Source organism: Stutzerimonas marianensis (assembly GCF_022810315.1).
In the GTDB taxonomy this organism is placed as follows: domain Bacteria; phylum Pseudomonadota; class Gammaproteobacteria; order Pseudomonadales; family Pseudomonadaceae; genus Stutzerimonas; species Stutzerimonas marianensis.
The window spans coordinates 25,879-39,895 of sequence record NZ_JALGRD010000009.1 but is presented as its reverse complement, the minus strand read 5'-3'; the positions used below and the strand labels follow the sequence as shown (position 1 = coordinate 39,895).

At 61.4% G+C, this 14,017-nt stretch carries 15 protein-coding genes; 4 read left to right on the top strand and 11 right to left on the bottom strand.

Translation table 11 applies throughout. The annotated features are described in order from the left end of the window. Positions 1-5: 5 nt before the first annotated feature. Positions 6-899: a flagellar protein MotY gene (locus MST27_RS16230; RefSeq protein ID WP_243606987.1), complete on the bottom strand. Its 894-nt coding sequence runs from the start codon at positions 897-899 to the stop codon at positions 6-8. A gap of 187 nt (positions 900-1,086) precedes the next feature. Between MST27_RS16230 and pyrC the strand changes: the two genes are divergently transcribed. Then, entirely contained in the window at positions 1,087-2,130 is a 1,044-nt protein-coding gene (pyrC, locus tag MST27_RS16225; protein ID WP_243606986.1) for a dihydroorotase, read from the top strand. Further along, a complete protein-coding gene (rnt, locus tag MST27_RS16220; RefSeq protein ID WP_243606985.1) occupies positions 2,127-2,801 on the top strand; it encodes a ribonuclease T in 675 nt (224 codons plus the stop codon). Before pyrC ends, rnt begins: the two co-directional genes overlap by 4 nt. A gap of 69 nt (positions 2,802-2,870) precedes the next feature. Here rnt and thrC read toward each other — a convergent pair whose 3' ends face one another. The 10 genes from thrC to ffh form a co-directional block, all read right to left on the bottom strand. Continuing rightward, entirely contained in the window at positions 2,871-4,280 is a 1,410-nt protein-coding gene (gene thrC / locus MST27_RS16215) for a threonine synthase (protein ID WP_243606984.1), read from the bottom strand. Positions 4,281-4,358: 78 nt separating this feature from the next. Continuing rightward, complete coding sequence (locus tag MST27_RS16210) at positions 4,359-5,663, bottom strand: homoserine dehydrogenase (protein WP_243606983.1); 1,305 nt, start codon at positions 5,661-5,663, stop codon at positions 4,359-4,361. Between the two features lie 116 nt (positions 5,664-5,779). Next, positions 5,780-6,271, bottom strand: coding sequence for a GFA family protein (locus tag MST27_RS16205; RefSeq protein WP_243606982.1), 492 nt, complete (start codon positions 6,269-6,271; stop codon positions 5,780-5,782). A gap of 98 nt (positions 6,272-6,369) precedes the next feature. Then, positions 6,370-7,095: a DsbC family protein gene (locus tag MST27_RS16200; protein ID WP_243606981.1), complete on the bottom strand. Its 726-nt coding sequence runs from the start codon at positions 7,093-7,095 to the stop codon at positions 6,370-6,372. Positions 7,096-7,193: 98 nt separating this feature from the next. Further along, the gene (gene xerD, locus MST27_RS16195; RefSeq protein WP_243607194.1) at positions 7,194-8,090 is read right to left on the bottom strand and encodes a site-specific tyrosine recombinase XerD; all 897 of its coding nucleotides are present in this window, start codon (positions 8,088-8,090) and stop codon (positions 7,194-7,196) included. Between the two features lie 117 nt (positions 8,091-8,207). Then, positions 8,208-8,558: a 50S ribosomal protein L19 gene (gene rplS, locus MST27_RS16190; protein ID WP_243606980.1), complete on the bottom strand. Its 351-nt coding sequence runs from the start codon at positions 8,556-8,558 to the stop codon at positions 8,208-8,210. A gap of 46 nt (positions 8,559-8,604) precedes the next feature. Beyond that, a complete protein-coding gene (gene trmD / locus MST27_RS16185) occupies positions 8,605-9,357 on the bottom strand; it encodes a tRNA (guanosine(37)-N1)-methyltransferase TrmD (RefSeq protein WP_243606979.1) in 753 nt (250 codons plus the stop codon). Positions 9,358-9,362: 5 nt separating this feature from the next. Continuing rightward, complete coding sequence (gene rimM, locus MST27_RS16180) at positions 9,363-9,899, bottom strand: ribosome maturation factor RimM (protein ID WP_243606978.1); 537 nt, start codon at positions 9,897-9,899, stop codon at positions 9,363-9,365. Positions 9,900-9,903: 4 nt separating this feature from the next. Further along, positions 9,904-10,155, bottom strand: a complete 252-nt coding sequence (gene rpsP / locus MST27_RS16175) for a 30S ribosomal protein S16 (protein WP_243606977.1) — start codon at positions 10,153-10,155, stop codon at positions 9,904-9,906. Between the two features lie 168 nt (positions 10,156-10,323). Further along, entirely contained in the window at positions 10,324-11,700 is a 1,377-nt protein-coding gene (ffh, locus tag MST27_RS16170) for a signal recognition particle protein (protein WP_243606976.1), read from the bottom strand. A 218-nt stretch (positions 11,701-11,918) separates the two neighbouring features. Here ffh and MST27_RS16165 point away from each other — a divergent pair, with 218 nt between their 5' ends. Further along, positions 11,919-12,719, top strand: a complete 801-nt coding sequence (locus tag MST27_RS16165) for a cytochrome C assembly family protein (protein WP_243606975.1) — start codon at positions 11,919-11,921, stop codon at positions 12,717-12,719. 9 nt (positions 12,720-12,728) lie between these two features. Next, positions 12,729-14,015 carry an HlyC/CorC family transporter gene (locus MST27_RS16160; protein ID WP_243606974.1) on the top strand — a complete coding sequence of 429 codons (1,287 nt, stop codon included), beginning with the start codon at positions 12,729-12,731 and terminating at the stop codon, positions 14,013-14,015. Positions 14,016-14,017 lie beyond the last annotated feature (2 nt).

The window sequence follows — 14,017 nt, the reverse complement described above, 5'->3', positions numbered from 1 at the left end:
TGGCCTCAGGATGCTGGCGCTGTCGGCGCCGCTGTGGCCGATACGGCGGCTGGCCCTCGGTCGAGCCGCAGGGTGACGCGACGATTCTTGGCGCGATTGGCCTCGCTGCTGTTGGGCACCAGCGGATAGCGCTCACCGTGGAAGCGCACGGTGATCTGCTCCTTCGGCACACCATTGGCGATCAGGTAGGCCTCGACAGAAAGTGCTCGACGCCGTGACAGGTCGCGGTTGGTCAGCCGATTGCCGCTGTTGTCCGAGTGCCCGTCGAGCTGGATGACATTGACGCTCGGATCGGCCTTGAGAAATTGCAGGATGATGTCGAGCTTCGCCTGTCCAAGCGCGTCCAGCGCGATATCACCCGCGGGGAAACCGATCTGCGACTGGCGGATCTGCTCGAAATTGACCGGCAGCAACTTGGTCGTGCAGACCCTGAAATCTTCGTAGGCCTTGCCGAATCGCGCCGGCAGCAGGCGCACCTCGAGCGCATCACCACCCTGCAAGGTTCGATGGCGAATGACCGGGCTGCGCCCTTCGAGCAGGCCCGTCAGCAGGCGCCCGGCCTGCAGCTGCGAACTATTGAACGGGATATCGCCACCGGCCACCGAGACCACGCCGAGGTTCAGATCATTGCGCTCGGGTTGCCAGGGCGCGGCAGCCGCCAACAACGTGGCCGCCCCGGTGCCGAACCAGCGATCAGGGGACTGCAGACGAAAGGTCGGCTGCTCGCCGGCGCGCCGGACGAATTCGCCCTTGCCGAAGCCGGCGATGGCCTGGCTCAGGCGGCATTCGAACTGATCGCCTTCGACTTGCCACTGCGCATTTTCCAGACGGGTCTGGAAGGTAATGGCGTTGGCCGACGGGGCCAACAGGCAGGCCAGAACTAGAAGACGCAGGCGCACAAGAGGCTCCACGATGGGCTGAACATTCAAGGGAGGTATCGGTGCCGACGCCGGAAACTTGAACCGCCCCGGACCACCCTGGCGCAAGGCACAGCGCGAGCACGCCAGGCTTGGCGCCGAGCCTGCGGCGATTTTTTTCTGCGATTCCGGTAGCATTCCTGCACGTTTTACCGCCTTGGAACCCCGCATGTCCGACCGACTGACTCTCCTGCGCCCCGACGATTGGCACATCCACCTGCGCGACGGCGCAGCGCTGCCGCACACCGTGGCAGACGCCGCGCGCCAGTTCGCGCGCGCCATCATCATGCCAAACCTGGTCCCACCGGTTCGCAATGCCAACGAAGCGCAGGGGTATCGTCAGCGCATCCTTGCTGCCCGCCCGGACGGCAGCCAGTTCGAGCCGCTCATGGTGCTGTACCTCACCGATGCGACCCAACCTGAAGAGATCCGCACCGCCAAGGCAAGTGGTTATGTCTTCGCCGCCAAGCTCTACCCGGCCGGCGCGACGACCAACTCGGCCTCGGGCGTCACGCGGATCGACAATATCTTCCCTGTACTCGAAACCATGGCCGAGGTCGGCCTGCCGCTGTTGGTACATGGCGAGGTCACACGCGCCGAGATCGACATCTTCGATCGCGAGAAATGCTTTATCGATGAGCAACTGAGCCGTGTGACCGAGCGGTTCCCGACGCTGAAAGTCGTGTTCGAACACATCACCACGCGCGATGCCGTCCAGTTCGTCCAGGCCGCCGGCAATAACGTAGGCGCCACGATCACCGCCCATCACCTGCTGTACAACCGCAACCACATGCTGGTGGGCGGGATTCGCCCGCATTTCTTCTGCCTGCCGATTCTCAAGCGCAACACGCATCAGGAAGCCCTGCTCGACGCAGCGACCAGCGGCAATCCGAAGTTCTTCCTCGGAACCGACTCGGCGCCGCACGCCCAGCACGCGAAGGAGAACGCCTGCGGTTGTGCCGGCTGCTACACCGCCTTCGCAGCCATTGAACTCTACGCCGAAGCGTTCGAGCAGCGTGGTGCACTGAATCGCCTGGAGGCATTCGCCAGCCACTTCGGCGCGGACTTCTATGGCCTGCCCCGCAACACCGAGACCATCACGCTGGTGCGCGAGTCCTGGAGTGTTCCCGCCAGTCTGCCCTTCGGCGAACACGTCGTCGTCCCGCTGCGCGCGGGCGAAACGCTGCAGTGGCGTCTGGAGCCCCGCTCATGAGCGACGACCAGTTCGACGACGAACTCGAGAGCAACCCGTCCGGCAAGCCCCGCTCACCCATGGCCAACCGATTCCGTGGCTTCCTTCCGGTGGTGGTCGACGTGGAGTGTGGCGGCTTCAATTGCGCAACGGACGCTCTGCTTGAGATCGCCGCGGTAACCATCGGCATGGACGAACAAGGCCTGCTCTATCCACAGGACACGCTGTTCTTCCGCGTGGAACCCTTCGTCGGCGCCAATATCGAACCCGCCGCGCTGGAGTTCACCGGGATCAAGCTCGACCACCCGCTGCGCATGGCGGTCCCCGAGGCGCAGGCGATGAACGAGATCATCCGCAGCGTGCGCAAGGCCGTGAAATCAGCCGGCTGCAAGCGCGCCATCCTGGTCGGTCATAACAGCAGCTTCGACCTCGGCTTTCTGAACGCCGCCATCGCTCGCTGCGACATCAAACGCAACCCCTTCCATCCGTTCTCCAGTTTCGACACCGCGACGCTGGCCGGCCTCGCCTACGGTCAGACCGTCCTCGCGAAAGCCTGCCAGGCCGCCGGCATCGACTTCGATGGACGCGAAGCGCACTCTGCACGGTACGACACCGAAAAGACGGCCGAACTGTTCTGCGGCATCGTCAATCGGTGGAGGGAAATGGGTGGCTGGGAAGAATTCGACGAATAGTATCCGCGTCGCCCCGCCACAAGAAAAAGGCCAGTCACGCGACTGGCCTTTTTTGTTGCTACCGCTGGTTTACAGCGGCTTGCCTCGGTTCCCATGTTCGCTGACGAATGCTTGCATGGTTTTCAGGTCATTCTTCAGCACGGTGCAGCGCTCCGGGCGCTCGAACAGGTCGGCAAGATGCGCGGGCAGTTCGAGCGCCTTACCCACACCTGCCTTCTCGACCGCTTCGGGGAACTTGACCGGGTGGGCCGTACCGAGCGTCACCATCGGCGTGGCAAGGCTGCGGCGACACTCACGCGCAGCATGTACGCCGATCGCAGTGTGCGGATCCAGCAGTTCGCCCGTCGCCGCGAAGACCTCCGCGATCGTCTTGCAGGTCTGTTCGTCATCGACAGCCAGCGAGTCGAACAGTCGGCGCGCCTCGACCCAGCGCTCTTCTTCGACCGAGAGTTTGCCGCTGGCCCTGAATCCGCTCATCAGCTCGGCGATGGCGGCACCGTTGCGGCCATGAAGGTCGAACAACAGACGCTCGAAATTGGACGACACCATGATGTCCATCGACGGCGACAGGGAGGGATGCAGCGTGTCCTTGTCGTAGCGGTTGCCGCTCATGAAGCGGTGCAGGATGTCGTTGCGGTTGGTGGCAACGATGAGCTGGCTGACCGGCAGGCCCATGTTGCGCGCCAGGTAACCGGCGAAAATATCTCCGAAGTTGCCTGTCGGCACCGAGAACGCCACCGAGCGCGCCGGTCCTCCGAGCTGCAGGGCTGCGTGGAAGTAGTAAACGATCTGGGCCATGATCCGCGCCCAATTGATCGAGTTGACCGCCACCAGGCGCGTGCCTTTGAGGAAACCCTGATCGGCGAAGCTGTCTTTCACCATCTCCTGGCAATCGTCGAAATTGCCCTCAATGGCGATGTTGTGGATGTTGTCGCCCAGGATGGTGGTCATCTGGCGACGCTGCACCTCGGAGACGCGGTTGTGCGGGTGCAGGATGAAGATATCGACGTTCTCGCAACGCCGGCAGCCTTCGATTGCCGCCGAGCCGGTGTCACCGGACGTGGCACCGATGATCACTACCCGCTCGCCCCGCTTGGCCAGCACATGATCCAGCAGACGCCCCAGCAACTGCAGCGCGAAATCCTTGAAGGCCAGGGTCGGGCCATGGAACAGTTCCAGCACCCACTCATTGCCGGCGAGCTGGCGCAGCGGCGCCACCGCGCTGTGGGCGAAGACCCCGTAGGTGTCCTCCAGAATCTGTTTGAAATCGGCGTCGGAGATGCTACCGGCGACGAAGGGGCGCATCACCTTGAAGGCCAACTCGTGATACGGCAATCCGGCCCAGGACGCGATTTCCTCGACCGTGAACCGCGGCAGGTTTTCCGGTACGTAGAGACCACCGTCGCTGGCCAACCCGGTCAGCAGCACGTCTTCGAAGTTCAGGGCCGGTGCCTGGCCGCGGGTACTGATGTAGCGCATTGATAAAGCCTCAAAAGCCGATAAGGGCATCGAAGGTTGAAGGACTGGCCGAAGAGCGTTGTCGTTCAGCCTTCAGCCTCAAGCCAATTGCTCGACGCGGATACGGACAACCTTGCCGACCACGTCATCCAGCGATTCAAGCGCGGCGATGGCATCGTCGATGCGCTGTTCGACCACACGGTGTGTCACCAGAATCACTGGCACCAAGCCGTCATGCTCCTCGACTTCCTTTTGCATGATCGACTCGATATTGATGCCTCGCTCCGACAGGATCGTCGCTACCTGGGCCAGCACGCCGGGATGATCCTTGGCCTGGATCCGCAGGTAGTACGCACTCTCGCAGGCGCCGATCGGCAGAATCGGGTGAGCCGACAGCGAATCGGGCTGAAACGCCAGGTGCGGTACGCGGTTGTTCGGATCGGTGGTCAGCGCGCGGGCGACGTCCACCAGATCCGCGACCACGGCGGACGCGGTCGGCTCCATCCCGGCACCCGCCCCATAGTAGAGGGTCGAGCCAACGGCATCGCCGTTGACCATCACGGCATTCATCACCCCATTGACGTTGGCGATCAGCCGGTCGGCAGGAATCAGCGTCGGGTGCACGCGCAACTCGATACCAGCAGCGGTGCTACGTGCGACGCCCAAGTGCTTGATGCGATAGCCCAGCGCCTCGGCATAGTTGACGTCGGCTGTGGTCAGGCGGGAGATGCCCTCGGTGTAGGCCTTGTCGAACTGCAGGGGGATGCCGAACGCGATAGAGGCAAGAATGGTGAGCTTGTGCGCCGCATCGATGCCTTCGACGTCGAACGTCGGGTCAACCTCGGCATAACCGAGCTCCTGGGCTTCCTTGAGAACGTCTTCGAACGTGCGACCTTTCTCGCGCATCTCGGTCAGGATGAAGTTGCCGGTGCCATTGATGATGCCGGCCAGCCAGTTGATCTGGTTGCCCGCCAGGCCTTCACGGATTGCCTTGATAATCGGAATGCCGCCTGCGACCGAAGCCTCGAACGCAACGATAACGCCTCTTTCACGGGCCTTGGCGAAGATTTCGTTGCCATGCACGGCGATTAGCGCCTTGTTCGCAGTGACCACATGCTTGCCGTTGTCGATCGCCTGCAGCACCAGGTCGCGGGCCAGCGTGTAACCCCCGATCAACTCGACAACGATGTCGATTTCCGGATTGCAGGCCACCTCGAGCACATCGGCAGTGATGGGAATGTCACCGGTATCGCACTTGGGGTTGATGCGGCGAGCAGCTATCTGGGCGACTTCGATGCCACGACCTGCGCGACGGGCAATTTCCGCGGCATTGCGCGTGAGCACGTTAAAGGTGCCGCCGCCGACCGTTCCCAACCCACAGATGCCAACTTTCACCGGTTTCAAGCTGCACTCCCCCTTCCAGCGAACGACCGGATACTGCGGCCGAACAAAAGAGTCGCACATTACGAAGCGCACAGGGTTTAGTCAAATCTCCCTCTAGACTAATGACCGTGGGGTCATCAGGCCTTGTCCTGCAGCCCGAGCCGCTGATGCCACTGCGCCAGGGATTCGTCAGGGTAGCGCTCGAAACAACGGTCGTCCGGCCCAAGCTGAGGCTGAACCCAGGATGCCTTGGACGCGAGCATCAGATGCGTCGATTCCGGAGGCACAGGCAGGTCGGTATCGATGGCCGACGCATGCGGGTGGACCAGTTCGGGCCAGTTGGGATCCCACAACCAGAGCGCACTGCCGCAGTGCTTGCAAAAATGCCGCTGGCCATCACTGATCCGAGTTTCGCCCGCGTCGTTGGTGATCCTTGCCTGGTAGATACTGAGATGCTCGCGCCCCTCGACCTGCAACGTGCGCGCATCTCCGCCAAGGTTGATCGCATAGCCGCCACCACCCGCTGTCTTACGACAAATCGAGCAGTAGCAGCGCATGAACGGATAAGGCTCTGCCGATTCGAGCGAGAATCGGACCGCCTTGCAATGACAGGACCCTTCGAGCTTCATGTTCGCCTCCACCGTCTGAGTTTCTGCTTTGAACGCAGCGAGCGCGACAGTTCCCAACGGAGGGAGGCGAAGGCGCCAGAAGATCTATCGCCGGACGATCACTTGGCCTGAAGCACCAACTCGGCCAGCTGTGGGGCGGGCTGGTAACCGGGAATCATCTGGCCGTCGGACAAGACGATTGCGGGCGTACCCTGCACACCGATGAGCTGACCCAGCTCGTACTGCTTGGCCACTGGATTGTCGCAAGAGGCTGCCGGCACGTCTTCGCGCGCCTTGGCCTTGTTCATCGCCGCCTGGCGGTCTTTCGCACACCAGACGCTTGTCAACGTGTTGGCGCCATGGCTGCCCATGCCCTGACGCGGGAAGGCCATGTAGCGAACCTCGATGCCTCGCCGGTTGAGCTCCGGCACTTCGCTGTGAAGCTTCTGGCAGTAACCGCAATCGGTGTCGGTGAAAACGGTGATGTGCGCCTTGGGATTCTCCGGTGCGAACACCACCATCTCGCTAGTCGGCACGGCCTCGATCGCCTTCGCGACGGAGCGACTTTGCGCCTGTTCGGTCAGATTGGTCGCCTGACCGTCCTTGAACTGGTACATGTAGCCCTGAATGAGAAATTGTCCATCCGCGCTGGCATACAGCTGACGCCCACCCTTGAGCTGGACCTGATAGACGCCCGGCATTGGGCTCTCCGCGATGGCCTCGATGGGCATGTCGGGCTGTATCGCATTCAGTGAATCACGGATCGCCTGTTCCGCGTCGGCGGCCAGCACGAAAGAGCTGGCGAGCCCAAAGCTAACGGCAGCGATAAGACGCATCACGCGCATGGAGTCTCCTGGCGACATCGATCAAGGAAAGTCGGCAGCGTACCATAGGGCCCACCCCCCACGCAGCGCGCCCGCTGCGGATATGATCCGGTTGGCAACTAGCCGCGGGGGTGATGCTGCGCATGCAGCGCCTGCAGGCGCGCGCGCGCGACATGGGTATAGATTTGCGTCGTCGACAGGTCACTATGGCCCAGCAACATCTGCACGGTGCGAAGATCCGCACCATGGTTAAGCAGATGAGTGGCAAATGCATGCCGCAAAGTGTGCGGGGAAATCGAAGCGGTGACACCCGCCGCTTTCGCGTGCAGCTTTATGCGGTACCAGAACGTTTGCCGGGTCATCTGGTCGCCACGCTGACTGGGAAACACCACGTCGCCGATCTTTGCCCCCAGCAATTCCCGCCTTGCATCGCGCAGGTAACGCTCCAGCCAGTGGTTCGCCTCCTCGCCCAGCGGCACCAACCGTTCCTTGCTGCCCTTGCCGAACGTACGCAATACCCCTTGCCGCAGATTGACCTGTTCCAGCGTGAGACTAATCAGTTCAGTGATCCGAAGCCCGCATGCATACAGGACTTCGAGCATTGCACGATCCCGAAGCCCAAGGGGATCGCCCAGATCCGGCGCGGCCAGTAGCGCCTCGACGTCGGCCTCGGACATGGCCTTGGGCAGCGGCCGCCCGAGCCGCGGCAAGTCCACCTGCAACGTCGGGTCGATAGCGACCAGCCCCTCACGCACGAGGAAACGATAGAAACCCCGCAAGCCGGACAGCAAGCGCGCCGTCGAACGCGCCTTGTAAGCGTTGTGCAGGCGCCACGCCAGGTGATCAAGGATCACATCACGCCCCGCATCAGCCAGCCGCACGCCCCGCTCGTCGAGCCAGCCATTGAACAGGGCCAGATCGCTTCGATAGGCCTGGCGCGTATTCTCCGCAAGTCCTTTTTCCAGCCACAGGGCATCCAGAAAACGGTCGATCAACGGGTCATCTCGAGCAGGCATTTGTATCCATCGCAGCGTTGGAAGCGCCAGTGTTTCACACCCCGAGCCAGACGTCAGCCAGCGTCGACCAGGCATAAAAAAAGCAGCCCGGAGGCTGCTTTTTTCTGGAAGCACTTATCAGGAAAGCTTTTCCTTGATGCGGGCCGCCTTGCCGGACAGCGCGCGGAGGTAGTACAGCTTGGCCTTGCGCACATCACCGCGACGCTTGACGCTGACGCTATCGACCATCGGGCTGTAGCTCTGGAAGGTACGCTCGACGCCAACACCATTGGAAATCTTGCGAACGGTGAACGCGCTGTTCAGGCCGCGGTTGCGCTTGCCGATCACGACGCCTTCGAACGCCTGAAGACGCTGACGCTCGCCTTCCTTTACCTTGACCTGGACCACGACGGTGTCGCCCGGGGCGAAGGATGGCAATTCCTTGGTCATCTGCTCGGCTTCGAGCGCCTGGATAATCTTGTTGGTCATGCTGTGTGCTCCTAAGGCAGCACCCTTATGGTGTGCCATCGATACGTTAACTATCGTCCCGCTGGCGGATGTATTCCTCCAGCAGCTTCTGTTCTTCTCCAGAAAGCGAGCGGCCATCCAGAAGATCAGCGCGGCGTTCCCAGGTCCGTCCAAGCGACTGCTGCAAACGCCAACGCCGGATGTGTTCGTGATTGCCACTGAGTAGCACATCAGGAACACGTTTATCCGCATACACCTCCGGACGGGTGTAATGCGGGCAGTCGAGCAGGCCGTCGGTAAACGAGTCCTCCTCGGCAGAATCAGCATGACCCAACGCTCCGGGGAGCAACCGAGTCACAGCGTCGATCAGCACCATGGCCGGCAGCTCACCACCGGACAGGACGTAGTCACCGATCGACCACTCCTCATCTACATGCGCCTCGATGAAGCGCTCATCGATACCTTCGTAGCGTCCCGCAATGAGGATCAATGCATCCTGCTTCGCCAGGTCACGGACATCGGCCTGTTTCAGCTGACGCCCTTGTGGCGACAGGTAGATCACCTTCGCCTTTTCGCCAACGGCCTGTCTGGCATCCGCCAGGGCAAGCTCGAGTGGCTTGATCTTCATGACCATTCCGGGGCCGCCACCGAACGGTCGATCATCCACCGTCTGATGCCGATCCTCGGTATAGGCTCGAGGATTCCAGCAGCGCAACTGGAGCAGCCCCTGCTTTACCGCACGACTGGTAATGCCATAGTCACGGATAGCCGCGAACATGTCCGGGAACAGACTGATCACTTCGACACGCATAGTCGTCATGTCGCTCAGAAGTCCGCATCCCACTCGACGTGCATCTCGCCCGCATCCAGATCGATCTTCAAAACACAAGGATCCGTATAGGGCAGCAGTCGCTCACGATCATCCAGGCTGCCGTCGAACGGCTTGACCACCAAGACATCGTTGGCACCGGTTTCGAGCAGGTGGTCAACGCGGCCGAGCACATGCCCAAGCTGGTTGATGACCACAAGCCCCTGAAGCTGGTACCAGTAATACTCTTCGCCGGCCAGATCAGGCAGTTCGCTGCGGGCGATACAGATTTCGAAATCGGCGTAGGTACGCGCAACCTCACGATCCGTCAGTCCTTGCAGCGACGCCACCAGGATATTGCCCTGGACGCGCCCCTTGGCCAGCTCAACCTGCTTGACTTCATCGCCTCGCCGGAGCGTCCAGCGCGGGTATTCGAGCAGGTTGTCGATCGGGTCGGTGAAGGAATAGACCTTCACGTCACCACGCACGCCATGCACCGACACAATCTTGCCGATGACAATCAGGTCCTCGGCCGGAGCAGACGTTGCGCTCATGAAATTAGGCAGCGGCCTTGGCAGCTTCCTTCAGCAGCTGAGCAACACGCTCAGACGGCTGCGCGCCCTGGCTCAGCCAGTAGGCAGCACGCTCCTGATCCACAGACAGCTTCACTTCCGCACCCGAGGCGATCGGATTGAAGAAGCCGATACGCTCAACGAAGCGACCATCGCGCGGGTTGCGGCTGTTGGTCACGGTCAGGTGGTAGAAAGGGCGCTTCTTGGAGCCGCCACGGGCCAGACGAATAGTTACCATGTGAACATCGTTCCTGTAGTCGGTACAGCAAATCTGAATGCAGGGCCCAAGGCCCGAAAGGCCGCATATTCTAAGGATTATCCGGGCTTTTGCAAATGGCTTTTTTGAAATGCCGGCGCGGGCCGCGGCAAGCGGGCCGGCGGCGCCCTTAGGCCGATTCGAACGCCATCAGAACTTGGGCATCCCGCCGCCGGGGAACATCCCACCCATGCCGCGCATCATCTTGGCCATGCCACCTTTGCCGGTGACCTTCTTCATCATTTTCTGCATCTGCTTGTGCTGCTTGATCAGGCGACCAATGTCCTGGACCTGGGTACCCGACCCCAGCGCGATGCGGCGCTTGCGCGAGCCACTGATGATATCGGGATTGCGGCGCTCGGCCGGGGTCATGGAGTTGATGATCGCTTCCATCTGCTTGAACTGCTTTTCAGCCGCACCCTGGGCGTTGCCCATCTGCGACAGATTCATCCCACCGATGGCCGGCAGCTTGTCCATCAGGCCGCCCAGGCCGCCCATGTTCTTCATTTGCTGAAGCTGGTCGCGGAAATCTTCGAGGTCGAACCCCTTGCCCTTCTTCAGCTTTTTGGTGAGCTTCTCCGCCTTCTCGCGATCCAGGGTCTGCTCGGCCTGCTCGATCAGGCTGAGTACATCGCCCATGCCCAGGATGCGGGAAGCGATCCGGTCAGGATGGAAGGGCTCGAGCGCATCGCTCTTCTCACCCATACCGATGAACTTGATCGGTTTGCCGGTGACATGCCGCACCGACAGCGCCGCACCGCCCCGTGCGTCGCCATCGACCTTGGTGAGCACCACGCCGGTCAGCGGTAGCGCCTCACCGAAAGCACGCGCGGTGTTTGCAGCATCCTGACCCGTCATCGCATCGACGACGAAAAGGGTCTCCGCCGGCTTGATCGCACCATGCACGGCCTGGATCTCGGCCATCATCTCGGCGTCGATGGCCAGGCGGCCGGCGGTATCGACCAGCACGACGTCGATGAACTTGAGCTTGGCCTCCCGAATCGCAGCCAGGGCGATATCGACCGGCTTCTGGCTGGTATCCGACGGGAAGAATGTCACCCCGACCTCACCCGCCAGCGTTTCCAGCTGCTTGATGGCAGCCGGTCGGTAAACGTCCGCCGAGACCACCAGGACCGACTTCTTCTTGCGTTCCTTGAGGAAGCGGGCCAGCTTGCCGACCGTGGTCGTCTTGCCCGCACCTTGCAGGCCCGCCATCAGCACGACGGCCGGCGGCGCCACGTTCAGGGCCAGGTCTTCGTTTGCAGCGCCCATCAGCGATTCGAGCTCGGCACGCACGATCTTCACGAACGCCTGACCGGGCGTCAGACTCTTGGACACCTCGGTGCCGACCGCACGATCCTTGACCCGGGCAACGAAGTCCTTGACCACTGGCAGCGCGACATCGGCTTCCAGCAGGGCCATGCGTACTTCACGCAAGGTGTCCTTGATGTTCTCTTCGGTCAGCTTGGCCTTGCCGGTGACATGGCGAAGCGTCTGAGAGAGGCGATCGGTTAGATTTTCAAACATGAGCCGTTCCACGCTGAATGTGGTGAAGGCGGCGATTATAGAAGCTGCGCACCCTGCGTCGGTACCCCATCGACAGGCTTTTCATCGCGCCCGGCCAGAACAGACCCCACCAGCAGTCCTTCCATGTCGTCAAAGTGAGAAGGACCGGCCTCCGCGCGCTTTTGCGTGTCAGACGTTTGTGCCACACTCAACGCCTTTCCGAGCCGCTTTGAACATCTATGCATCCTTTGCTACCGAGCCTAGCTGCCGCCTGCCTCTATGCGGGCGTCACCGGATACCAAGGCCTGCGCTTGGTGCAACGCACCATGCCGGACAAACGTCTGCTGCTGCTGCTGGGCACGCTGGCCCTGGTGGCGCACGGTGTCAGCCTGTTTGTCCAGCTGCTGTCACCGAGCGGCCTGCATCTCGACTTTTTCAACGCTTCGAGCCTGATCGCCGCGGCAGTGATCCTGCTGATTCTGCTCGCGCTGTACCGCATGCCGGTCGAAAACCTGCTGTTACTGCTCTTTCCGCTGGGGTGCCTGACGGTGCTCTTCGCCGAATTCGCCCCGTCTGGCACGGCTCCGGCGATCAGTGAACAACCCGGCATCCTCGCGCACATCCTGCTGTCGATCCTGGCCTATGGAATGCTGACGATCGCCGTGTTCCAGTCCTTGCTCCTGCTCTTGCAGGACCATCATCTCAAGCACAAGCACCCCTCTGGACTGATCAAAAACTTCCCGCCACTGCAGACAATGGAAAGCCTGCTGTTCGGCTTCCTGCTCGCTGGCTGGCTGCTGCTTTCCGCATCGCTGGTCTCGGGCTGGATTTTTCTGGACAACCTGTTCGCCCAGCATCTGGTACACAAGACTCTGTTATCGGTACTGGCATGGGTGGTGTTCGGCCTGCTGCTCTGGGGTCGCCACCAACTGGGTTGGCGCGGCTACAAGGCCATCCGCTGGACGCTGGCGGGCTTTTGCCTGCTGATGTTGGCGTACTTCGGCAGCAAACTCGTCCGCGAATTCATCCTGCACATCTAAGGCAGCCACGTGGAACATTTACACCCCGGCTTTCTCGTCGGACTGCTGGTCTTCCTGCTTCTTTGCTCGGCATTCTTTTCCAGTTCGGAAACCGGGATGCTCAGCCTCAACCGCTACCGTCTTCGCCATCAGGCGAAAGAGGGTCACCGGGGCGCCAAGCGCGCCAGTGCGCTGCTGGCCCGCCCCGACCGACTGCTCGGCACCATTCTGGTCGGTAACAACTTCGTCAACATCCTCGCCTCCTCCATCGCCACGGTGCTGGCAATCAAACTGTGGGGCGAAGCCGGCATCGCGATCGCAACGGTCGGCTTGACGATCATCCTCCTCATCTTCGGTGAAATCACACCCAAGACGCTCGCCGCGCTGAGACCGGAGGTGGTGGCCTACCCGGTCAGCCTGCCCCTGCTGCTTCTACAAAAGGTGCTCTATCCGCTGGTCGCGCTGCTGAGCGCCATCAGTAATGGATTGCTGCGCCTGCTGGGCGTGGACCTGAACAACAAGGGCAATGAGAGCCTTTCGACGGAAGAGCTGCGCAGCGTCGTCCGCGAATCGGGCAGCAACATGACGATGAATCGACAGAGCATGCTGCTCAGCATCCTCGACCTGGAAAAGGTTACGGTCGATGACATCATGATTCCGCGCAACGAAGTGGCCGGCATCGATATCGAGGATGACTTCGAGAGCATTGTCACCCAGCTGCGCACCACGCCGCATACGCGTCTGCCGGTCTTTCGCAAGGACATCAACCAGATCGAAGGGATTGTCCACATGCGGCAGATTGCGCGCCTGCTCAGCCATGATCAGCTGACGCGTGAAAGCCTGCTCGAGGCCTGCAACGAGCCTTATTTCGTACCGGAAAACACGCCGCTGTCGATCCAGCTACTCAACTTCCAGAAGCAGAAGCGCCGGATCGGGATTGTCGTTGACGAGTACGGTGATGTGCTCGGCATCGTCACGCTGGAAGATATTCTCGAAGAAATCGTTGGCGAGTTCAGCAATCAGGATGCCTTGCGCAGCCCTGACGTGCATGCACAGGACGACGGCACTCTGGTGATCGATGGAGCCGCCTATCTGCGCGAACTCAACCGGGCGCTCGGCTGGCAGCTACCTTGCGGAGGCCCGAAGACGGTCAACGGCCTGATCACCGAAGCACTCGAGCACATCCCCGACAGCGGCACCTGTCTGCAGATCGGGCAGTACCGCTTCGAAATCCTTCAAGCAGCAGACAATCGGGTGAAGAGCGTGCGAGCCTGGGTCATCGATGACACGGTGACGTCGCCGGACGAACAACCCTAGCC